General features: G+C 71.7%; 22 protein-coding genes and 1 tRNA gene. 18 read left to right on the top strand and 5 right to left on the bottom strand.

Annotated features, from left to right (window positions below; translation table 11 throughout):
• A partial coding sequence (locus ACFYNP_RS31315; protein ID WP_388790246.1) for a hypothetical protein occupies positions 1 to 256 on the bottom strand: 256 nt, incomplete at its 3' end.
• A gap of 96 nt (positions 257 to 352) precedes the next feature.
• Between ACFYNP_RS31315 and ACFYNP_RS31320 the strand changes: the two genes are divergently transcribed.
• Together ACFYNP_RS31320 and ACFYNP_RS31325 are read left to right on the top strand one after the other, a co-directional pair.
• Positions 353 to 649 (top strand): type II toxin-antitoxin system VapB family antitoxin, encoded by a 297-nt coding sequence (locus tag ACFYNP_RS31320; RefSeq protein WP_053725882.1) that lies wholly within the window; start codon positions 353 to 355, stop codon positions 647 to 649.
• Between the two features lie 113 nt (positions 650 to 762).
• Positions 763 to 1,392: a LytR C-terminal domain-containing protein gene (locus ACFYNP_RS31325; RefSeq protein ID WP_388419063.1), complete on the top strand. Its 630-nt coding sequence runs from the start codon at positions 763 to 765 to the stop codon at positions 1,390 to 1,392.
• A gap of 25 nt (positions 1,393 to 1,417) precedes the next feature.
• On the opposite strand, the gene upp is transcribed toward ACFYNP_RS31325, so the two are convergent.
• Positions 1,418 to 2,053: a uracil phosphoribosyltransferase gene (upp, locus tag ACFYNP_RS31330; protein WP_100575818.1), complete on the bottom strand. Its 636-nt coding sequence runs from the start codon at positions 2,051 to 2,053 to the stop codon at positions 1,418 to 1,420.
• Positions 2,054 to 2,202: 149 nt separating this feature from the next.
• On the opposite strand from upp, the gene ACFYNP_RS31335 reads away from it, so the two are divergent.
• The 13 genes from ACFYNP_RS31335 to ACFYNP_RS31395 all read left to right on the top strand — a co-directional run bounded on the left by ACFYNP_RS31335 (position 2,203) and on the right by ACFYNP_RS31395 (position 12,721).
• A complete protein-coding gene (locus tag ACFYNP_RS31335; protein ID WP_161244420.1) occupies positions 2,203 to 2,382 on the top strand; it encodes a hypothetical protein in 180 nt (59 codons plus the stop codon).
• A gap of 228 nt (positions 2,383 to 2,610) precedes the next feature.
• A complete protein-coding gene (locus ACFYNP_RS31340; protein WP_388419108.1) occupies positions 2,611 to 3,165 on the top strand; it encodes a hypothetical protein in 555 nt (184 codons plus the stop codon).
• Between the two features lie 44 nt (positions 3,166 to 3,209).
• On the top strand, positions 3,210 to 3,638 hold the full coding sequence (gene tadA / locus ACFYNP_RS31345) for a tRNA adenosine(34) deaminase TadA (RefSeq protein ID WP_388419067.1): 429 nt from the start codon (positions 3,210 to 3,212) through the stop codon (positions 3,636 to 3,638).
• Between the two features lie 58 nt (positions 3,639 to 3,696).
• Positions 3,697 to 3,781, top strand: a tRNA-Ser gene (locus ACFYNP_RS31350).
• Positions 3,782 to 4,252: 471 nt separating this feature from the next.
• Complete coding sequence (locus ACFYNP_RS31355; protein WP_388419070.1) at positions 4,253 to 4,600, top strand: STAS domain-containing protein; 348 nt, start codon at positions 4,253 to 4,255, stop codon at positions 4,598 to 4,600.
• Entirely contained in the window at positions 4,593 to 5,549 is a 957-nt protein-coding gene (locus tag ACFYNP_RS31360) for an anti-sigma factor RsbA family regulatory protein (protein ID WP_388790249.1), read from the top strand. The genes ACFYNP_RS31355 and ACFYNP_RS31360 overlap by 8 nt, the downstream gene beginning before the upstream one ends.
• An 865-nt stretch (positions 5,550 to 6,414) precedes the next feature.
• Entirely contained in the window at positions 6,415 to 7,149 is a 735-nt protein-coding gene (locus tag ACFYNP_RS31365; protein WP_388790252.1) for an ANTAR domain-containing protein, read from the top strand.
• Positions 7,146 to 7,895 carry a GAF and ANTAR domain-containing protein gene (locus ACFYNP_RS31370; RefSeq protein WP_388419078.1) on the top strand — a complete coding sequence of 250 codons (750 nt, stop codon included), beginning with the start codon at positions 7,146 to 7,148 and terminating at the stop codon, positions 7,893 to 7,895. The genes ACFYNP_RS31365 and ACFYNP_RS31370 overlap by 4 nt, the downstream gene beginning before the upstream one ends.
• A gap of 960 nt (positions 7,896 to 8,855) precedes the next feature.
• The gene (locus ACFYNP_RS31375; RefSeq protein WP_162952557.1) at positions 8,856 to 9,017 is read left to right on the top strand and encodes a hypothetical protein; all 162 of its coding nucleotides are present in this window, start codon (positions 8,856 to 8,858) and stop codon (positions 9,015 to 9,017) included.
• 144 nt (positions 9,018 to 9,161) lie between these two features.
• Positions 9,162 to 9,455: a Dabb family protein gene (locus ACFYNP_RS31380; RefSeq protein WP_388419081.1), complete on the top strand. Its 294-nt coding sequence runs from the start codon at positions 9,162 to 9,164 to the stop codon at positions 9,453 to 9,455.
• A 232-nt stretch (positions 9,456 to 9,687) separates the two neighbouring features.
• A complete protein-coding gene (locus tag ACFYNP_RS31385; RefSeq protein ID WP_100575816.1) occupies positions 9,688 to 10,563 on the top strand; it encodes an RNA polymerase sigma factor SigF in 876 nt (291 codons plus the stop codon).
• A 246-nt stretch (positions 10,564 to 10,809) separates the two neighbouring features.
• Positions 10,810 to 11,661, top strand: a complete 852-nt coding sequence (locus tag ACFYNP_RS31390; protein ID WP_100575756.1) for an RNA polymerase sigma factor SigF — start codon at positions 10,810 to 10,812, stop codon at positions 11,659 to 11,661.
• 190 nt (positions 11,662 to 11,851) lie between these two features.
• Complete coding sequence (locus ACFYNP_RS31395) at positions 11,852 to 12,721, top strand: hypothetical protein (protein WP_388790255.1); 870 nt, start codon at positions 11,852 to 11,854, stop codon at positions 12,719 to 12,721.
• Between the two features lie 157 nt (positions 12,722 to 12,878).
• Here the strand turns inward: ACFYNP_RS31395 and ACFYNP_RS31400 are convergent, their stop codons facing one another.
• Positions 12,879 to 13,097 (bottom strand): hypothetical protein, encoded by a 219-nt coding sequence (locus ACFYNP_RS31400; protein ID WP_100575754.1) that lies wholly within the window; start codon positions 13,095 to 13,097, stop codon positions 12,879 to 12,881.
• Positions 13,098 to 13,443: 346 nt separating this feature from the next.
• Here ACFYNP_RS31400 and ACFYNP_RS31405 point away from each other — a divergent pair, with 346 nt between their 5' ends.
• From ACFYNP_RS31405 to ACFYNP_RS31415, 3 genes are all read left to right on the top strand, one after another.
• Positions 13,444 to 13,926, top strand: a complete 483-nt coding sequence (locus ACFYNP_RS31405) for a MarR family winged helix-turn-helix transcriptional regulator (RefSeq protein WP_388419086.1) — start codon at positions 13,444 to 13,446, stop codon at positions 13,924 to 13,926.
• Between the two features lie 77 nt (positions 13,927 to 14,003).
• Positions 14,004 to 16,472, top strand: a complete 2,469-nt coding sequence (locus tag ACFYNP_RS31410) for an MFS transporter (RefSeq protein ID WP_388790257.1) — start codon at positions 14,004 to 14,006, stop codon at positions 16,470 to 16,472.
• Between the two features lie 363 nt (positions 16,473 to 16,835).
• Complete coding sequence (locus ACFYNP_RS31415; protein WP_388419089.1) at positions 16,836 to 17,654, top strand: YceI family protein; 819 nt, start codon at positions 16,836 to 16,838, stop codon at positions 17,652 to 17,654.
• A 961-nt stretch (positions 17,655 to 18,615) separates the two neighbouring features.
• Here the strand turns inward: ACFYNP_RS31415 and ACFYNP_RS31420 are convergent.
• Positions 18,616 to 19,392 carry a TetR/AcrR family transcriptional regulator gene (locus ACFYNP_RS31420; RefSeq protein ID WP_388414269.1) on the bottom strand — a complete coding sequence of 259 codons (777 nt, stop codon included), beginning with the start codon at positions 19,390 to 19,392 and terminating at the stop codon, positions 18,616 to 18,618.
• Between the two features lie 77 nt (positions 19,393 to 19,469).
• On the bottom strand, positions 19,470 to 20,990 hold the full coding sequence (locus ACFYNP_RS31425) for an MFS transporter (RefSeq protein ID WP_388790260.1): 1,521 nt from the start codon (positions 20,988 to 20,990) through the stop codon (positions 19,470 to 19,472).
• Positions 20,991 to 21,887 lie beyond the last annotated feature (897 nt).

Consider the following 21,887-nt stretch of genomic DNA (forward strand, 5'->3'; position numbering starts at 1 on the left):
CAGCGTCTGCGGTCGGCTGCGGCACGGCGGCAGCGGACCCGGTGGAACCGGCGGAACCGGCGGGCACGGTGGAATCGGCAGGCGCGGCGGGCGCAGCAGGCGCGGGCTCGGCGGGGGAGCCATCGGCGGGCGCGGCAGGCGCGGGGGGCGCGGGCGCGGCGGCGGGCGCCGGGGCGGGATTCCGCGCTCCGGTTTCGTCCGGCTCCACGGCACTGATGGGCTCGTGCGCGGCCGCCGTCTGGTCGCTGTCGGTCATGACGAGCCCCCTGCGTCGGGTTTTGGGCGTTTTGCCCAGGATTGCACTCGGGCTCCATGGCTGCGCCCGGAGCCGCTCGCCCGGTAGGCTTTCCGTGTGATCTTCAAGCGCATCGGAAGCGGGCGGCCCTATCCCGACCACGGCCGGGAAAGCACCCGGCAGTGGGCGGATGTCGCGCCGCGCCCGGTCCGGCTCGATCAGCTCGTGACCACCAAGGGCCAGCTCGACCTGGAAACCCTCCTCGCCGAGGACTCCACGTTCTACGGCGACCTCTTCGCGCATGTCGTGAAGTGGCAGGGCGATCTCTACCTGGAGGACGGGCTCCACCGCGCGGTACGCGCCGCGCTCCAGCAGCGCCAGGTTCTGCACGCGCGCGTACTGGAAATGGACTGAACCCGACAGCCGGGTGAGCCTTTCGGACCTTTTGCCGCGCATACGGGCGCATACGCGCGCCAGCGGTTGATCATTTAGTAGGCATCGTCCCGGGTCGGCACTACCCTGCGGCTATGAGCATGCTCACTCCCCCCGGCATGGGCGGAAAGTACCGCATCAAGGGTGACGCCTATCCGCGGATGCGACGTCCCCGTAAGCGCGGCCGGCTGGTCCTCGCGCTGGTCGGCGCGGTCGTGGCCCTCGGCCTGATCGGCTGGGGGACCGTCCAGCTCATCGACGTGTTCGGGGGCGGTGGCGGCAAGGCCAAGACCGTCGCGCACGGCAAGAACTGCCCGGCGCCCGCCGCGTCCGGCTCCGGCGCCCCGCAGGCCCTGCCGAAGCCCGCGCAGATCACCGTCAACGTCTACAACGCGACCCCGCGCGGAGGTCTCGCCAAGTCGGTCGCCGACGAGCTGAAGAAGCGCGGCTTCGCGATCGGGAAGGTCGGCAACGCGCCCACCGAGTACGACAAGAAGGTGGCCAACAACGGCGTGCTGCTCGGCGCGCCGACGGCGACCCGCGGCCCGTTCTCCGTACTCGGCACCCAGCTCGCGGGCACGACGCAGAAGACCGACACGCGCGAGACGCAGGACGTCGACCTCATCCTGGGGAACACGTTCGCCAACCTGAACACGCCGAAGGACGCGGACACGGCCCTGGCCGCCCTGGCCAAGCCCGCACCCGCGCCCTCCGGCAAGTGCTGAGAAACTCCGCGCAGACCGAACGGGTCTAGTCGACGGTGCCGTACATCCGGTCGCCCGCGTCGCCCAGGCCGGGCACGATGTAGCCGTGCTCGTTGAGGCGCTCGTCGACCGAGGCGGTCACCACGGTCACCGGCGTCCCCGCCAGCTCGCGCTCCATGACCTCGACGCCCTCGGGGGCGGCGAGCAGCACCACGGCCGTGACGTCGTCGGCGCCGCGCTTGATCAGCTCGCGGATCGCCGCGACGAGCGTGCCGCCGGTCGCCAGCATCGGGTCCAGGACGTACACCTGACGGCCCGAGAGGTCCTCGGGCATCCGCGTCGCGTACGTGGAGGCCTCCAGGGTCTCCTCGTTGCGGATCATGCCGAGGAAGCCCACCTCGGCGGTCGGCAGCAGCCGCACCATGCCGTCGAGCATGCCGAGGCCGGCCCGCAGGATCGGGACCACCAGGGGACGCGGGTACGAGAGCTTCACGCCCGTCGTCGGCGTCACCGGGGTCTCGATGTCCACCTGCTCGGTGCGCACGTCCCGGGTGGCCTCGTAGGCGAGCAGGGTGACCAGCTCGTCGGCGAGCCGCCGGAAGGTCGGGGAGTCGGTGCGCTTGTCGCGCAGCGTGGTGAGCTTGTGCGCCACGAGAGGGTGGTCGACGACATGGATCCGCATGACGTCCACAGTAACCGGGGCGTGGCGGCTCCGCGTCCCACCTGCCGGTCCCGTCCGCCGCTCCCACCTGCCGTTGGTTCGTGCTGGCGTCAAGCGGCCGAACGGGGGGAAGGTGGAAGACACGAACCGACCCGGGGCGGTGTGAACCAATGCCGGACGAGCGCGACCGAGCGCAACAACCGGAGAGCGATGCGGACCGCCGGCGGCGGCGCGCCCAGTTCCTGCGCGAACTGCACGAGGCGAAGGCGCTGCGCGACCGGGTCCAGCCCCGGCGCGCCCGCGCGGCCCGTATGCGCCAGGCCATGCGCATGCGAACCTTCCGCTGGTGACCCGCGCGCCCGGTGCCCCGAAGCCCGTGGTCACGGCCGTCGAGCGCCCCTGACGGGGTGTCCCGGCGCCCGCGATCATGACGTGTCGGAAGCCGTGTTCGGGGCGACCGGAAAAACGCAACCGCGGAAGAACTCTCGCAACCGCGGTGTTTTCTGCCACGATTCCGAATGAAGCCACAGCCGGGGGGACCCCCAACCGGCACGCCTATGACCAGTGGGAGAGTCACGGTGTACTTCGCCGCACTGCTCGCGCGCACCGAAGACGGGTGGGAAGCGAGCGACACAGAGCTCGACGATGTGGAGACGCTGTCGGATCTGGCCGACCTGGCCCGTGAAGCAGCCGCCGACGGGGCCGACGACACGGTGCTCGTCTTCATCGAGCAGGAGGACGCCTGGTTCGGCGTCGTCCGCGTCGACGGCGAGGACGACCCGCGCGTCTTCGTCTCCAACGCCGCCGTCGCAGCCCGCTCCTCGTACGGGGCCATGCTCACCGACGAACTGCTCGGCCACGACCAGGACGACGAGGAGGACGAGCTGGACACCCTTGACCTCGACGGCACGGAGGACGGCTACGAGGACGAGGACGAGGCCGCGACGGCCGTGGACGGCCCGGACGGCGACGCGTCGTCGGACGACGCCGTGCCGGCCGGGCCGCTCGGCGAGAGCGCGATCCTCGCCGACCTCGGAGTGAGCGAGGGCCGACTGCTCGCGCTCGACGGGGACGCCCTCGTGACGATCGCGGACGCGCTGGGCGCGGCCGAGGTCCTGGAGGCCGTCCGCTAGTGCCCCATCCGCACGACCCCGTACGCGAACGGTGGGCGGAGCCGATGCGCTCCGCCCTTGCCGGGGCCGCACAGGCCGAGTCGGCCGGCGATGTGCCGGTCGGCGCGGTGGTGCTGGCCCCGGACGGCGCGTTCCTCGCGTCCGGGCACAACGAACGCGAGGCGACCGGCGACCCGACCGCGCACGCGGAGGTCCTCGCCATCCGGCGCGCGGCCCGAAGGACCGGCGAGTGGCGGCTGACCGGCTGCACGCTCGTCGTCACCCTGGAGCCGTGCGTGATGTGCGCGGGCGCGATCGTCCAGTCCCGGCTCGACCGGGTCGTGTTCGGCGCCCGCGACGAGAAGGCGGGCGCGGCCGGTTCGCTGTGGGACCTCGTACGCGACCAACGGCTCAACCACCGCCCCGAAGTCGTCGCGGGAGTCCTCGAAGAGGAGTGCTCGGCACAGCTCACGACGTTCTTCCGGCAGCGGTGACCCAGCTCTCGCCGAACCGATTTCAAACCTGGGCCCACCTTGGGCTAAGCTCTCTCTCGGTAGCGTGTCCGAGCGGCCGAAGGAGCTCGCCTCGAAAGCGAGTGTGGGGAAACTCACCGAGGGTTCAAATCCCTCCGCTACCGCTTCTAACATCCCCTGACCTGCGGAAACGTGGTCAGGGGATGTTTTGCGTGTGGACGCTGGATGGACATGTCCGCACCGCGGGCGATCGCGCATCGCCCTCTTCCCTGAAGTGCGAAGGCCCCGCCCCGCCCGGAACCCCCGCCCCACGCGTGGCGAGGAGCCGGCTTCCGGCTTCGCCCCGTCGCACAGTGGCCCGCTCGCTGCCCGCTTTGTGCGGCCCAACGGGCGTACTGTCGAAGGGAATCCGTAGATGCCTCCACCGGCGCGAACCCTGTTCTGATGCCGGCATACGGCGGCCCCGTCGAGGGGAGGCAGCATGCCGCCCGCGGACACGCTCCCGGTCCTCGGCGTCCGGTCGTCAGTCCCACCGCGCGACGGATCCCGTATCCGGTCGGCCGTGGTCAGCCGCGGCGGACGGCGGACGCGGGCCCATCCCCCTCGTCGCGGTGCGGGCAGGGAAGAGGTCCCTCGTGCACCCCCCTCTGTACGCCGACGCGCTGCTGCGGATCTGGCACACGGCCGATCCCCCCGGTCTGCGGCTCACCGGTCAGGTCGACCTGACCAACCAGACCGCTCTGCTGGGCCATCTGCTGGCCGTGGACGGGGCTCCGGCGGACGTCACGCTGGACCTCACCGAGGTCACGTTCCTGAACTTCGCCTCCCTGCACGCCCTGGTGGCCTTCGCCGAACTGCTCGAACCGGGACGCCGCCTCGTCGTGCACACCAGAACCTCCGCCGTCGCCCACATGCTGCGTGCCTGCGGCTGGGACCGGCCCGAGTTGCCGCTGACCCTCCTTGAGGAGATCTCCGATGACTGACCCGCGCGCGCCGTCCCGGTACGGGCCGGCTCCCCACGCGCACCACCTCCTGCTGTACGGCGGCGACGAGCAGTTCCTGGCCGCGGCCCTGCCCTTCGCCCGCGGCGGCCTCGCCGCGGGCGAGCCCGTCTTCATCGCCACCACCCGGCACAACACGACGCTGCTGCGCCGCCACCTGGGACCGCGTGCCGACGAAGTCTCCTTCGCACCCGTCCACTGGTACCGCTCGCCCGCCCAGACCCTGCTCGCCTTCCACCACAAGGCCCATGACACCCCGGGCCCCTCGCGGGTCCTCGGTGAGACACCGTGGGCCGGGCTCACCCGCGACGAGGCCCGCGAGTGGACCCGCTACGAGTCGCTGCTCACCCTCGCCCTGGCCTCGACCGGCGCCTGGCACCTGTGCCCGTACGACACCCGGGTGCTGCCCCCCGAAGTGCTGCACGCCGCGCAGCTCACCCACCCCGCGCTGACCAGCGGCACGGCCCACCGGCCGAACCCCGCGCATGTCGCCCCGGCGCGGTTCAGCGCGGCCTGCGACACCGTGCCACTGCCGGAACCGCCGCACGGCTGTGCGGAGTTCCACTTCGACGGGGTCCGGCAGATCGCCGAACTCAGATCGTTCGCCCACCGGCTCGCCGGGCTCGCCGGGCTGCCGGCCGACCGGATCGACAGCCTGCTGATCTGCGTCGACGAGGCCGCCGCCAACGCGATCCGGCACGGCGGCGGAGTGGGCCACTGCGCGATCTGGTCCACCGCCGCCGAAGTGTTCTGCCAGATCACCGACCCCAAGGGCACCCTCGACACCGCGCTGGCGGGGTATCTGCCGCCCGACACCTCCCACCTGGACGGCCGCGGCCTGTGGATCATCCGGCAGCTCAGCGACGCGGCCGACATGCGCACCACGGAACGCGGCACCATCATCCGCATCCGCATGAGCCGCCGCCGCTGACGCCGATCAAAGCGGACGACGCCGACGCTGACACCGGCGCCCACGCCCACGCCCACGAGCAGGGCAACGGTCAGTGAAGACCGCAGAACGTAACCACGCTCACCGAGCGTGGCGAGTACCGCACAGCACGGCGGACACCGATGCGGTCCGGAGCTGTCGGATCGCGCCAAAAGAACACGTACGACAGCGCAGCTCGTGCCCATCTCGTGCCCTGAGCGCAGGCCGAACCACCGTAGGAGCCGGAAGCCCTACTGTGCTCACTGCGGGTGCCCCAGACCCCGGCCGTCTCGCCGCAGACAGCTCTGTCCCACCCGTCAGCAGCAAGCACATGAGGAGACGGCCCGCATGGGCTGCACAGCCGATCTCTCCGTCGGGTGCCGCGATCCGGCCGGCCGGCGAACTCGACGTCCTGACCGCCCCCGGCCCCTCGGCCGCCCTCGCCAGAGTCCGGCGGACAGGTCAAGTCCCTTACGCAACAGCCGACTTGCTAGGCATCTCCTTCACGGACCGCAGCGGCCTCGTTGCCCTGTGAGCGCCCCGGACGACCCGGCCAACCCGGCCAACCCGGTCGGCCCGGTCGGCCAGGGCAAGCCGGCCGGACCGCTACGGGTGGCCGTGCCCCGTCCACGCGCGGCGCGGCATCCCCCTGCCGCCCGTCCCCCAGCCGCCCGTCCCACCGCTGCACCACACCCTCCACCTCACCGGCTCCGTCACTCAGTACCGGTACGCCGGCGTCGAAGCCACCCGTCAGGGGCGGGTCTCGGCCGGGAAGCACCGGCCTGGGGCGGCGTCCCACGAGTGCGGCTAGTGTTCATGGTGAGAGCCGGCGGGCGCATCGCCCCGAGCCCCGGCAGGTCGGAGCCCAGTGATCAGCGACGGCATGGCCGACGTGCTGCGGTCGCTCCGTCACGATGACGGCAGTGTCCTGGCTGCCGCCTGCGCACGAGCTCTGGAAGTGGACGGTGTCGCCGTATCGCTGCTGGTCACCACCGGGCAGGGCGCGGAGCCGGAACCGCTGTGGCGCTCGCCGGGCATCGCCGCGGACTTCGAGGAGCTTCAGTTCACCCTCGGCGTGGGCCCCGGACTCGACGCCGCGCACAGCGGCACGGCCGTGGTCGCGCCGGACCTGGCGGCGGTACGCGCGGACCGCTGGCCCGGGCTGCCGGCCGAGGCCCTCAGGATCGGGGTGGCCGGCGCGTACTGCTTCCCCCTCGGCATGGGCGCGATCCGGCTCGGGGTGCTCAGCGTGGTGACCTCCCGGGCCAGCGACACCGTCCCCGAGCAGCGGTTCGCCGACGCCCTGGCCCTGGCCGCCGCGCTGACCGCGCAGCTCCTGGAGCGCGACGGGAACCCGTCGGCGGCTCCGGAGTCGGCCGCGGCGGTACCGGGGGAGATCCACCGGGCGGTGGTGCACCAGGCGACCGGCATGGTCAGCGTCCAGCTGGACGTGTCCCTCGCGGACGCGCTGCTGCGGATGCGGGCGTTCGCCTACAGCCGGGACGTGCCGCTCGGCGATGTGGCAGGAGACGTTGTGGCCAGACGGCTGCGGTTCAACGACGATATGAACGGGCCGATGGCGCCCGGCGGTCGAAAGGGATGATCGGCATGATCCGCGAACAGCGCCTGGCGGAAATCTTCATGGAGGTCGCCGATTCTCTGACGGACGACTTCGATGTGCTGGACCTGCTCCAGCGCCTGTCGACCCGGTGCGTCGAGCTCCTGGACGTTTCGGCGGCCGGCATCCTGCTCGCCGATCCGCTCGGCGCACTACAGGTCGTGGCCGCGTCCGACGAGCACACCCGTCTCCTGGAACTCTTCGCCCTCCAGCACGACCAGGGTCCGTGCGTGGAGTGCTATCGCAGCGGCACTTCTCGGACGAATATCGACCTCAACAGCCCCAGTACGACGGCGAGTTGGCCCCGCTTCGCGGTGCGGGCCCGGGAGACCGGCTATGTGGCCACGCATGCGATCCCGCTGCGGCTGCGCGACCGCAACATCGGCGCCCTGAACCTCTTCCAGAAGACCCCGCACCGCCTCGGCGACAGCGACATCGCGCTGGCCAAGGCCCTGGCGGGCGTCGCCACGATCACGATCCTCCAGCAGCGCACCCTGGAGCGGTCCCACATCGAGAAGACCCAGCTCCAGACCGCGCTCAACAGCCGCATCCTGGTGGAACAGGTCAAGGGCATTCTCGCGGAACGCTGGGGCACCTCCCCCGACCAGGCCTTCTTCGCCTTCCGCAGCTATGCCCGCAGCCACCATCTGCGGCTGGCCGACTTCGCCGCGTCGATCATCGCGGGCACCTTCGACACCGCGTCGATCCCGCCGCCCCCGTCCGGGAGCTGAGCCGCCCGCCGGGTCCCGCGAAACGGCCGGCGGCCGGATTCGGAGGGTTGCTTCACGGTCCGCCCGGCCTACGATGCCAAGTGACGCACCGGCGGACAGTCCGGCGAACCGTGCACCCGGCGGTTCGACCGGCTCCGCCCCGGCCCCCTGCCCCCGGGTCTGCGCTCACCGTCCGCCCCGATGAATGGGGCGGCCGGAGCCGCGGATCCGACATCCCGCGGCTCCGGCCCTTCGTCCTCGCGGCGCACTTCGAGCCGGGGCCCGTCTCCCGCAGGCCCCGGGCACCGCTGAGGACGGTGGACGCGAGGAGAGTACGGAGGGGAGCCGACCTCCTCGCGCTGACGGCCGCCGCCACGCTGACCGTGACCGGGCGGCGGCCGTCCGCAAAAGCTGAACGCCGTCCACAAGAGCCGAACGCCTCCGCCAGAAGCCCGCGGCGCGGTCGACCCCGAGTGCCCTTCGAACGTACTCCCGGCCGCTCCCCGTGGCCCCCTCACGGCCGACATTGGCCGGAGGCGGTCCCTCCGCACCCGATCACCCGCACCCGATCCGTCCGCACCCCATCCGTCCGCACCTGATCCGTCCGCACCCGATGCCCGGGTGAACGCGAAGAAGCCCCGGTCGGGGAAGTGACCGGGGCTTCGACGATGGGACGGGGGGAGCGGCATCGGGGGGACAAGCCGCTCCCCCCGATGAGAACAGAACCTGCAAGTCCAGCGCCGCAGTCAGGGGGGAAGCTCGCGGCGCGGACCCCGCAGTGAGGTCCTGTTCCTCGCCCACCGCATTCCTGCCAGATGTGGTGGGCTCAAGAACCATCCTGCTCTCCCGTCACGCCCGTACCGCCGGGCAAAGGGCCCCGATCGCCAGGCCCTAGGTCCCTAAAGGCCTGGTGAGTACGGGACGGGTGGCGGTTAGACTCACCCGACCGCACAGGGGTGGCGCCGGGGAGGGGCTGGCACAGTGGACATCAAGAAGGTCCTGCTCTACATCGCCGTGGTCTTCGTGCTGTACACGATCATCACGTCGCCGGTGCAGGCCGCAGGGATGGTCCAGACCGGCTTCGAGGGCATATCGAGCGCGGCCAAGGGCGTCGGCGAGTTCATGACCAACCTGGTCCGCTGAGCCGCTGAGCCGCTCGGCGCCGAGCCCCCGGCCGAGTCGCCGGTCGCGGCTTCCGGCCCTGTCCCCTGCCGTGGCCGTGGCCGTGGACGAGAGCCCTCGGTCGAGCACCCCGGCCGGTCCCCGTCGTATCCGTAGGAGAGGTTCATGATCCGCCACCTGGTTCTGTTCAAGCTCAACGAAGGCGTGCAGCGCGACGAAGAGCGCGTGGTCGCCGCTGTGAAGGCCTTCCAGGAGCTCGACGGGCTCGTTCCCGAGATCGAGTTCTGGGAGTGCGCCTGGAACATCACCGACCGGCCGATCGCGTACGACTTCGCCATCAACTCCGCCGTCGCCGACGCGGAGGCCCTGAAGCGCTACATCGAGCACCCCGCGCACCAGGCGGCGGCCGGCCAGTGGCGCGAGTTCGCCACCTGGGTGATCGCCGACTACCCGTTCTGATCCCGCACGTTCCGGCTCCCTTCCGGTAGGCGGCATCCGGCCCCGCACCCGAGAGGTGCGGGGCTTTTTCGTGCCCCGATACGCCTCCGAGCAGGGCCATCTGCCCCAACTTGCCCTCAACACGTGGTTATACGGTGCTTGCACACAGTGGACATGTCTTGTGATGCTATGACCGCTTTTGACGGATGAGTTGACCGACGACCAAGACCGAGGACTAAGGGGTGGCGTGACCGTGCCGGCCAGTACTACGCCTCAAGTGCCGCCCCAGAACGAGCCCCAGGACGCCGCTGAAGTGCCCGCCCAGGACTCCTCGGAGGGCCCCAGGGGCCCCGTCAGGACGTCCACCAGGGGCGCGGACACCCGCGCCCTCACCCAGGTACTGTTCGGCCAGCTCAAGCACCTTGAGCCGGGCACTCCGGAACACGGCCGGGTGCGCGGCGCGCTGATCGAGGCCAACCTGCCGCTGGTGCGGTACGCGGCCGCGCGCTTCCGCAGTCGCAACGAGCCGATGGAGGACGTCGTCCAGGTCGGCACCATCGGTCTGATCAACGCGATCGACCGCTTCGACCCGGACCGCGGCGTGCAGTTCCCGACCTTCGCGATGCCCACCGTGGTCGGCGAGATCAAGCGCTACTTCCGCGACAACGTGCGCACCGTGCACGTCCCGCGCCGGCTGCACGAGCTCTGGGTGCAGGTGAACGGCGCCACCGAGGACCTGACGACGCTGCACGGCCGCTCCCCGACCACCGGCGAGATCGCCGAACGGCTCAGAATCGGCGAGGACGAGGTGCTCGCCTGCATCGAGGCGGGCCGCTCGTACCACGCGACCTCCCTGGAGGCCGCCCAGGAGGGCGACGGGCTGCCCGGTCTGCTCGACCGGCTCGGTTACGAGGACCCCGCGCTGGCCGGCGTCGAACACCGCGATCTGGTCCGCCACCTTCTCGTACAACTGCCCGAACGCGAACAGCGGATCTTGATGCTCCGCTATTACAGCAATCTGACGCAGTCCCAGATCAGCCAGGAATTGGGAGTGTCGCAGATGCATGTGTCAAGGCTTCTGGCCAGGAGTTTCGCGCGGCTTCGGTCCGCAAATCGAATCGAGGCATAACCGGTTCGAGTGAGCCGGGCCCAGGCATCGGGCCGGTAAAAAATTTCCGGCCGAAAAACCGCACACCCCCTGTTTCCTGCACGTACGCGGGCCCTCCTTGTCGACAAGTCACTACAGCGTGTTGCCGACATGTGACATTCTGCCGAAACCGCGTTTGCCGCAGCCCCGCCTCCGGTATTCAGGTGGAGGCTGCTTCCTCCGATGGTCGTGGCCCAACGCGACCGTCCGCGACCTCAAGGGGGTGGCATGTCCGCAGAACAGGGCAGCTCGAAGGTGCTCACGCTCACCAAGAGCGCACCGGCACCGACCGTGCACCGACACGCCGCAAACACCGCAGCCATCGACACCCGCACGCTGTCCCGCTCCCTCTTCCTGCGCCTTGCCACGCTGGACACCGACAGCCCGGAGCGTACGTACGTACGCGACACCCTCATCGAGCTCAACCTGCCGCTGGTGCGGTACGCGGCGGCCAGGTTCCGCAGCCGCAACGAGCCGATGGAGGACATCGTCCAGGTCGGAACGATCGGCCTGATCAAGGCGATCGACCGCTTCGACTGCGAACGGGGCGTGGAATTCCCCACGTTCGCGATGCCGACCGTCGTCGGCGAGATCAAGCGGTTCTTCCGCGACACCTCGTGGTCGGTGCGGGTGCCGCGCCGCCTCCAGGAGCTGCGGCTCGCCCTCACCAAGGCCAGTGACGAGCTCGCCCAGAAGCTCGACCGCTCGCCCACGGTCCCCGAACTCGCCGCGGTTCTCGGGGTGTCCGAGGAGGACGTCGTCGACGGGCTCGCGGTGGGCAACGCCTACACCGCCTCCTCGCTCGACTCGCCCGCCACCGAGGACGACGGCGGCGAGGGTTCGCTCGCGGACCGGCTCGGCTACGAGGACACGGCCCTCGAAGGCGTCGAGTACCGGGAGTCGCTGAAGCCGCTGCTCGCCAAACTCCCGCCCAGGGAACGGCAGATCATCATGCTCCGCTTCTTCGCGAACATGACGCAGTCCCAGATCGGCGAGGAGGTCGGCATCTCCCAGATGCACGTCTCACGGCTGCTGACCCGCACGCTGGCCCAGCTCCGCGAGGGCCTGATCTCCGACTGAGCCCCGGTCTCCGACCGAGCTCCAGCTGGTCTCCGGTCTTCGGCCGGGCTCCGGTCTCCGGCCGGGCTCGGGAGGAACTCCGGGCTCTGGATGGCTCCAGTCTCCGGCCGGGCTCCGGCTGGACTGCTGCCCGGTGACGAACTCCCGTCGCACTCTGGTTTCTTGACGCTCCGTCAGACACACTGGCGCGATGCGACGACGTGCTGCGCTGATCGGTGTCTCGGCGGCGGTGGTCCTGGGTCTCGGCGGCACCCTCGCCGCCGGCGCCGGAGGGGGCGACCGGGACGGCTACCTGGCGGTGGGCGCCGCGGGCACCGGGCCCTCGGCCCCGGACCACGCGGTGCCGCCGAGCGGCAAGGTGCGGATGGTCCCCCTGGACGGCCCGTCCCCGGCCGCACCTCCCGGCGACGGCGGCGTCGGTACGTCCTCCACGCCCTCCGCATCCGGCACATCCGCCGGTACGTCCGGTACGTCCGGTACGTTCTCCGCGTCCGCCGCGCCTTCCGTGCCGGGAGCACCGGGAACGCCCGGCACGGCACCGGGGCCCGACGGTTCGGGGAGCGCCGGCTCCGCCAAATCCCCTGCGGGGTCCGGGGGTTCGGCCTCGGGTGGCGCTCCGGGGTCCCCCGGAACTCCCGGCGGCGCTCAGGGCGGGCCCGGAGGCTCGGCAGGGGGCTCGTCGGGCGGCGCCACCGACCCCTCCGGCACGCCCTCCGCTCCCGGCACGCCGGGCAGGCCGAGCCCGCCCGCGGGCCCTGCGGTGCTGAGCGTCGGGGCGCCGAGCCGTTCGGCCGGGGATCACCGCTGGTGCGAGAACGTCACCGTGCGGTTCCGGAACACGGGCGGCACAGCGGTGAAGTCGGGCAGCGTCGTGTTCGCTACCCACATCATCGGGCTGCTCGGAGTGGACTGGGCCACCATGACGTCGAGTCAGCCACTGCCCGCACCCATCGCGGCGGGAGCGGTGGCCTCACGGACGTACGGGGTGTGTGTGGACGCGTGGCGGGTGCCACTGGGGATGCATGTGGAGACGCGGTCGGTGACGGCCAGTTGGGGTTAGCGCCCCCCAACCGGCCCTGATGGCCCCGCCCGTCCGAGCGGCCCCGCCCGTCCAAGCGGCCCGAGCGGCCCGAAGTCCGAGCGGCCCGAAGTCCGAGCGGCTCGGCCGGACGGCCGGGTCCCGGGGCGCACCCCGGGTCTCACCGTCGAGCGGCGTCTCAGCCCAGGGCCAGCCAGGCCACTGCCGCCAGGACCACGATCACGGCGACCACGCCGACGATCAGGCCTACGCGCGGGCCCGCGGCGGTCGCCGCCGGGGTGGCCGGCTGGCGGCCCTGGGGGACGCCCTCGTCGACGAAGGCGCGGAACATCTGCGTGGAGCCCGCCGGGTCGTAGTTGCCCTCGGGACCCTGGGGTGCGTGGGGGTTGTGTGCCATGGGGCAGGACCCTAGCGAAGATGGGGGTCCCGCCCAACCCCCGCCCCCGCGCGAACGCGCCCGCGAGGCGCCCGCGAGGCAGCTGCGGCGGCGCCCGGCGCACCTCTGCGCAGGACGCCCGCGCCGCCGTCACCACCCCCCATCCCCCCTCACCACTCCCTCATCACTCCCTCCACCCCCCTTCCCGATCACCCCCGTACGGGCTCCGCAAGCCCCCGACCTGCACCTTGGGTTTTCATATGCGAAGCCTTTGCGTTTCCTTTGCCGCCAAGGTCCCGATTTAGTTTGCCTTCGGCAACCAACAATCTTATGGTTGCCCGAAGCAACAAGATTTCGGGAGGTGTCCATGGCCGCACAGAGTCACTACGAGGAGCTGGCCCGGCAGCTCAGCGCGATCGGCGCGGTCAAGCGCGGGCTCGCGCGGATCCTGCCGCCCGAGTGCCCCGCCGGCTCGGCCGCCGTGCTGACCCTCCTGGAGCGCCACGGCGAGATGCGGATCAGCAAGCTCGCCGAACTCCTCGCGGTGGACATGTCGGTGACGAGCCGTCATGTCGCGCACGTCGCCCAGCGCGGCTGGATCGAGAGGTCCGCCGACCCGGCCGACAAGCGCTCGCGCATCCTGCGGCTCACCCCCGAGGGCCAGACCATGATCGACGATCTCGGCCTGCGCACCACGGAGATGTTCGCGCACACCCTCAAGGACTGGACCGACGACGAGGTCGGGCAGCTCAACACGATGCTGGCGCGCCTGCGCGACTCCTTCGGAGACTGCCGGGCGCCCCACGTCAGGGGCCCCGAGACCCGTCCGCCGACCCGTACACCCGCTTAGCGCCAAGCGCTACGCGCTCGCTTCCCGCGGCACCAACCCGTACACCCGCCCAACAGACGTACAAGACAAGGAACTTCATGGCTACGACCACACCAGCCGGTGTGCGGGGCGGCCACGCCAAGCACGGAGGGCACACGCCGTCCGAGAGTGGCGCGCCGATGACTCACCGGCAGATCATGGAGGCGCTGTCCGGGCTGTTGCTCGGCATGTTCGTCGCCATTCTGTCCTCGACGATCGTCTCCAACGCCCTGCCGCACATCATCAGCGACCTGGGCGGCGGCCAGTCCGCGTACACCTGGGTCGTCACGGCCTCGCTGCTCGCGATGACCGCCACCACCCCGCTCTGGGGCAAGCTCTCCGACCTGTTCAGCAAGAAGCTGCTGGTCCAAATAGCCCTGGTCATCTACGTGTCCGGCTCGATCGTGGCCGGTCTGTCGCAGAGCTCGGGCATGCTCATCGCCTGCCGCGTGTTCCAGGGCATCGGCGTCGGCGGTCTCTCCGCGCTCGCCCAGATCATCATGGCCGCCATGATCTCGCCGCGTGAGCGCGGCCGTTACAGCGGCTACCTCGGCGCCACGTTCGCGGTCGCGACGGTCGGCGGACCGCTGCTCGGCGGTCTGATCACGGACACCAGCTGGCTCGGCTGGCGCTGGTGCTTCTACGTCGGTGTGCCGTTCGCCGTCATCGCGCTCATCGTGCTCCAGAAGACCCTGAAGCTCCCCGTCGTGAAGCGGGACGTCAAGGTCGACTGGACCGGCGCCTTCCTGATCAGCGCCGCGGTCTCGCTGCTCCTGGTCTGGGTGACCTTCGCGGGCAACAAGTACGACTGGATCTCGTGGCAGACCTACGCGATGGTCGGCGGCTCGATCGTGCTCGGCGCGCTCTTCGTGTTCACCGAGTCGAAGGCCAGCGAGCCGATCATCCCGCTGCGCCTCTTCCGCAACCGCACCATCACCCTCGCCTCCCTCGCCTCGCTCTTCGTGGGTGTCGCGATGTTCGCCGGCACGGTCTTCTTCTCCCAGTACTTCCAGCTGGCGCGCGGCAAGACGCCGACGATGTCCGGTGTCATGACGATCCCGATGATCGGCGGACTCTTCATCGCGTCCACCGTCTCGGGACAGGTCATCACCAAGACCGGCAAGTGGAAGGCGTGGCTGGTCAGCGGTGGTGTGCTGGTGACGGCGGGCCTCGGTCTGCTCGGCACGATGCGCTACGACACCCCGTACTGGCACCTCGCCGTCTACATGGCGCTGATGGGCCTCGGCATCGGCATGATGATGCAGAACCTGGTCCTGTGCACGCAGAACCAGGTCTCCCCCGCGGACCTCGGCTCGGCCTCCTCCGTCGTCGTCTTCTTCCGCTCCCTCGGTGGTGCGGTGGGCGTCTCGGCGCTCGGCGCGGTCATGGCCAACCGGGTCAGCCACTACGTCACCGACGGCCTCACCGCGCTCGGCCCGCAGGGCGCCGCGGCGGCCAAGAACAGCAGCGGTTCCGGCACCATCCCGGACCTCAGCGTGCTGCCCGCCCCGATCCGCACCGTCATCGAGAGCGCGTACGGACACGGTGTCGGCGATGTGTTCCTGTACGCGGCGCCGTGCGCGCTGCTCGCCTTCCTGATCACCCTCTTCATCAAGGAGATCCCGCTGCGCACCCGTGCGGTAGGCGCCGCCGAGTCCGAGCAGGCGCCCGCCGCCGCCCCGGCTCCCGCCCAGGTTCCCGCCCAGGCGGCGGCAGTTGAGGCCACCCCGGTGGCCGACACCCTGACCGCTCCCGTCCTCGACGGCATCCCGGTGCGCGGCACGGTCCGTGCGGCCGAGGGGGCGCCCGTCGCCTCCGCCGCCGTCACGCTGATCTCGCTCGGCGGCAGCCAGCTCGGCCGGGCGGTCGCGGGCCCCGACGGCGGGTACCTGCTCGCCGCGCCGGGCGCCGGCAGCTACGTCCTGATCGCGGCCGCCGACGGCTTCCAGCCGCAGGCCTCCACCATCGTGGTGGGCGTCGAGGCGCTCGCCTACGACATCCTCCTGTCCGGCACCAGCGGCCTCGCGGGTGCGGTGAAGGCCGCCGAGACCGGGGCTCCGGTCGAGGGCGCGATGGTGATCGTGACCGATGTGCGCGGCGATCTGCTGGCCACCGGAAAGTCCGGCGCGGCCGGCGAGTTCACCTTCGGTGAGCTGGTCCCGGGCCAGGTGACCGTGGCGGTCAACGCGGACGGCTTCCGCCCGCTGGCCCTGCCGGTGGAGATCTCCGGCTACGGCGTGACCCGCGTCGAGGCCGCCCTCCAGGCCGGCGCGCTGGTCCAGGGCACGATCCGGGGCGGCGGCGACCGCCGTCCGCTGGCCGACGCCCGCGTCACGCTGCTCGACGCGGCGGGCAACGTGGTCGCCAACGCCACCACGGGCGACGACGGCGCGTACGCCTTCGCCGACCTGAACTCCGGCGAGTACACGGTCATCGCGACCGGCTACCCGCCGGTGGCCGGCTCCCTGACCGTGGCCGGCCGCGGTGTCGACGGCCACGACATCGAACTCGCCCACCCGGGCGAGTAGTTGGGGGCACCCGGTCGGTCAGGCCGGATCCGGGAGCGGGGCCCGGTGCGTGCAGCTGCAAGGCGGAGGAGTGAGTCGACGCGATGGGGCTCCCCCTGTTCGAGCGGAGCCGAGAACGTGGGGGAGTCGGCGACCGACGACAACGCCGCAGATGCGCGTGCCGGGCCCCGCGAGCCCGGCCTGGCCGTCCGGGTGCCCCCGGACCCCCGGCCGCGTCCCGCTTCGAGCGGAGGCTGGACGCGGCCGGCGTGGAAATGGGCCCCGGGAGCGGGGCGGCGGGCAGGGGACGGCCGGCCGTCCCGCCCCGGGGCCCGGCCTTTTGACCCCAAGAGGCTTCTGCACTTGAAGAGGAGAGAAAACGGGATGGGACTGCGGGCACAGGTACGGACGCGCGACGGCTGGGCCGTTTCGCACGCCGTGGTGACGATGACCGACATGACCGGCACGCAGGTGCTGCGCGCCGCGGCGTCGGAGGACGGCTCGGTGTCGGCGGACGTGGCTCTCGCGCCCGGCCCCTACACGGTGATCGTGACGGCCGTGGGGTACGCCCCGGCCGCCTCCACGGCACTGGTGACGGCGAGCGGGCGGGCCTCGGTCGGCACGGTGGTGCTGGCCCGGCAGGGCGGCGTCGAGCTGCCGCCGCCGGGACCCTGGACGATCGACCCGGCGCATTCGTCGGTCGGCGCGGTCGCCCAGCACCTGGGGATCTCCAGCGTGCACGGGCGGTTCGGGGAGTTCGGCGGGCGCATCGAGATCGCGGAGGACCTGGAGAAGTCACGGGTCGAGGCGGTCATCGGCGCGGCCTCCATCGACACGGGGAACGCGATGCGGGACGGGCACCTGAAGTCCCCCGACTTCCTGGACGTCGAGCGCTTCCCGGAGATCACCTACCGCAGCACGGACCTGGTCCCGGCCGGACCGGACCGCTGGACGGTACGGGGTGAGCTGTCGCTGCACGGAGTGGTCCGCGAGGTCGACCTCGACCTGTCCTACCTCGGTACGGGCCCCGACCCCTGGGGCGGGGTGCGGGCGGCCTACCGGGCGACGGCGGAGCTGCGGCGGGAGGACTTCGCGATGAACTACAACCAGGTGGTGCAGGCGGGGATCTCGGCGATCGGCACGACGCTGAAGGTCGAGCTGGACATCCAGACGGTCCAGGGCGAAGCCCTGCCGACCGCCTGACCGGGGCGCCCGGGGGTCCTGGGCCCTCCCCTAGGTGCCCGGGGTCGGCCTGGGGAGCCCGGGGGGGGCCGGCCCGGAGTGCCCGGGGGCCGGCCCGAGTTGCCGGGGGCCAATCCGAGGTGCCCGGGGGGCCTGGGCCGCCCTCCCCGAGGTGCCCGGAGGTCGGCTTGGGAACCCCCGGGGGGGGCCGGCCCGGAGTGCCCGGGGGCCTGGCCCGAGTTTGCCGGGCCAATCCGAGGTGCCCGGGGGGGCTGGCCCGAGTTGGCAGGGGCCGGCCAGAGGTGCCCGGGCGGCCGGCCCGGAGAGCCGGGAGCCCGACCCGGGGTGCCCGGGGGGCCGGGGCCGCTGCGCGGCCCGTTCGCGCAGTTCCCCGCGCCCCTTGAGACCCGCCTTCGACTGCCCACCGTGCGGGGCTGGTCGCGCAGTTCCCCGCGCCCCTAAACCCGTTTCCGTCCGCGGACCGTGCCCGCTTCTCGCGCAGTTCCCCGCGCCCCTAAGGGTCTCGGTGCTGGCCCGCATGAGCATCTTCAGCCCGGCTGGCTGACCGGTACGGGCCGGTGGAGGCATCTCCAGCCCGTCCGACTGATCGGTAGGGGCCGGTGGAGGCATCTCCAATCCGCCCGGCTGATCGGTACGGGCCGGCATCGGGCACTTCAGCCCGTCCGGCGTTTGAGGACGAGCGCCCTCAAGGCGCGATACGGGGTCCGGGGCGGAGCCCCGAACCGGGGTGCAGGGGGCGCAGCCCCCTGCGGGGGTCCGAGGGGCACAGCCCCTCGAAGGGGGTCTGGGGCGCAGCCCCAGGGACCCGAACTCTTCAACCCGGCCGCACGGGCGGGGGGGCGGGCAAACCCCCCGGGGGTGCAGGGGGCAGAGCCCCCGCAGGGGGCTGGGGCGCAGCCCCAGGGGCCGGAACCCATCAACCCCGAGCAACGGGCGAGCGGGTGGGCAAGCCCCCAGGGCGTCAGGGGGAGCTCAGCGCCTCGATGCCGGCAACCAGCAGCGTCAGCGCGAAGTCGAAGTCCCGCTGCCGCATCTCCTCCACCGTCACCCCACCCCGCGCCGCCATCAACTCCGCCGCATCGGCGAACTGATCCCGGTACTCCGGCTGAGAGGCCAACGCCCCCATCGCCTCCGCGAAGAACTCGTCCTGCGTACGCCCCGCATCCGCACACCGCTGCACGAACGTCCCCTCGATCGTGCCGAACCCGTACACGAACTGGAACACCGCCGCGAGCCCGCCCATCTGCCCGTGCGCGGGCAGCCCCGTACGGGCCAGGATGCGCTGGGCCGTGCGCGAGAAGGCCATCGAGTGCGGCCCGATGTTGAGGTAGCGGCCGATCAGCGCCGACGCCCAGGAGTGCCGGACGAAGATCGCGCGATAGCCCACCACGACCGTGCGGAGCTGGTCGCGCCAGTCCGCCGACTCGTCATCCATGTCGGGGATCTCGATCTCCGCGAACACCGCGTCGAGGGCGAGTTCGAGGAGGTCGTCCTTGTTGTCGACGTACCAGTACAGGGACATCGCGGTGACTCCGAGCTCCGCCGCCAGGCGCCGCATGGAGAACTTGGCGGCGCCCTCGGCGTCGAGGAGGCGGACGGCCTCGGCGGTGATCCGGTCCCGGTCGAGCACGGGTCCGCCCTCGGGCGTCTCCGCCCGGCGTACCCGGCGACCCGCCTTGCTCCCGAGCCACACGCTGGTACGCGCCGCGTCCTTCGTACGGTCCGCCGCCGATACCATCGCTGCCCTCCTCGGTCCCCGCTGCTGCCGACCCATCAGGTCATGTCCGTAATCCGGGGCTCCCACCCCCGACGATGCTATGCCGCGGGAGCCGCCCCGGCGGGCGCGGGCGCGGATCGTTCGGCCCGGTGCAACAAGATCGCCGCGAGCAGCCCGCCCGCGAGTACCGCGACCGCGCCGACCAGCTGGCTGGTCTCAAGTCCCGAGGCGAACGCGTCGGCGATCCGGCCCCGTTCCGCATCGTCACCGGCGGCGGCCAGGGCCGCGGGCAGCGAGGCCGCGGCGACCGGTGCGAGCGCCGCGAACCGGGAGGTGAGCACGGCGCCGAGCACCGCGACCCCGAGCCCGTTGCCGAACTCCCCCAGTGTGCCGTTCACGCCCGCCCCCACGCCCGCCTTCTCCGGCGGGATCGCGCTCATGATGGCGTTGGCCATGGCCGGCATGGACAGCGCGATCCCGGCCCCCATCACGACCAGGCCGAACAGCGTGCCGCCGTAGTTGTGTCCGCCGAGCAGCGCGATCGAGGCGAGCCCGGCCGCGTTCGCGGTCATGCCGATGGCGATGGCGCGCGGGGTGCCGACCGTCGTGACCAGTTTGGCGCCGACGCCCGTCATGTTCAGCACGACCACACTGAGCGCGAGCGGGGCGGTGCGCAGGCCCGCCTCCAACGGGCCGTAGCCGAGCACGAATTGGAGGTGCTGGGTGAGCAGGAACAGCGATCCCCCCATGCCGAAGGCGACCAGGATCGACCCGGCGACCGCGCCGACGAACCGCCGGTCGCGGAAGAAGTGCATGTCCAGCATCGGGTGCTCGATGGACAGTTCCCAGCGCACGAAGGCCGCGAGGAACACGGCCCCGACGGCCGCCGAGGCCAGCACATGGCCCGAAAGCCAGCCGTGCCCCGGCCCGGAGATGATGGCGTACACGACACCGGTCATACCGACGGTGGAGAGCAGCGCCCCGAGCAGGTCGGGCCGGTCGCCCTGTGGGTTCTTCGACTCCGGTACGAGGACGACCACGGCCACCAGACCGAGCACCGCGACCGGGATGTTCACCAGGAAGATCGCGCCCCACCAGAAGTGGTCGAGCATGACCCCGCCGATGAGCGGGCCGGCCGCGAAGCCCAGCGAGTTGACGGTGGCCCAGATGCCGATGGCCTTGACCCGGGACTCCTCGTCGAAGACCTGCACGACGACGGCGAGCGTGGTGGTCATCAGGAGTGCCCCGCCGATGCCCATGCCCGCACGGGCGACGATGAGCTGGCCCACGTTCTGCGCGAGGCCGGCCACCAGCGAGCCGATGCCGAAGAGCGCGAGTCCCGCCGCGAGCATCTTCTTGCGCCCGTAGCGGTCGGCGGAGCTGCCCGCGGTGAGCAGCAGTCCGGACTGGACCAGCGAGTACGCGTTGATCATCCACTGGATGTCGGCGGTGGACGCGCCGAGCGAGGTGGTGAGCGAGGGGATGGCGACGTTGAGCACGGTGTTGTCGAGCAGCACCGTGAGCACGGCGAGGCAGATGACGCCGAGGATCAGCCAGCGCTGCGGATGCGGCTGCTGCCCGGTGGACGGAGTGGGTTTCTCGCCTGTCGGTGCTGTCATGGTGTCCCCCGGTTTCTTGGCGCGTCGGTCCTTATACGGCGTACATCGATGCCCGCCGTTGTACAGCGTAAGACGCTTCTTCTACGCCGTAAAGTCTTTTGCCGTCGCCCATGCGGACGGGGCGGACGGGGCCGGGGGCCGGGCGGGGGTACGCGGATAGCCGGCGCGGGCGAACGCCATCGGCCCCGCCCGAGGGGTCGCCGCGTGGGCGGGGTACGGCCGCCAGGACCGCGGCGTGGCCCCCGAACGCGCGACCCGGCCCGGCATGCGCCCCGCGACACGGCGATGTCCGCGGCGCCCACCGACGGCGCCCACCGACAAGGACGCCGACATCTCGCACCGATCAAGCCGGGCTCCCGCTCAACAGGCGACTGCGCAGAGGGAGTTCGGGACTCCACGCCCCCCAACCACCTCCCCCTGCCGACCGTGCGTATCTGCCCACGCAGTCCCTCGCGCCCCAACCCGTCGTCAGCCTCCCGCCGCGCGTTGCCACCCGCACAGTTCCCCGCGCCCCCGGCGTCGTCCCGTCCGCCGACCCTGCGTGGTCAGTCACGCAGTTCCCCGCGCCCCCAAAACCCGCTTCCGTCCGCGGATCGTGGGTGGCTGGTCGCGCAGTTCCCCGCGCCCCTCAACCCCCTTCCGGGTGCGGACCGTGCCCGCTTCTCGCGCAGTTCCCCGCGCCCCTGAGGGTCTCGGTGCTGGCCCGCATCGGGCACTTCAGCCCGTCCGGCTGATCGGTACGGGCCGGTGGAGGTATCTCCCGTCCGTCCGGCTGATCGATACGGGCCCGCATCGAGGCATTTTCAGCCCGTCCGGCGTTTGAGGACGAGCGCCGTTCAGGCGCGATACGGGGTCCGGGGCGGAGCCCCGAACCGGGGGTGCAGGGGGCGCAGCCCC

This window comes from Streptomyces sp. NPDC006691 (assembly GCF_042869955.1).
Classification (GTDB): domain Bacteria; phylum Actinomycetota; class Actinomycetes; order Streptomycetales; family Streptomycetaceae; genus Streptomyces.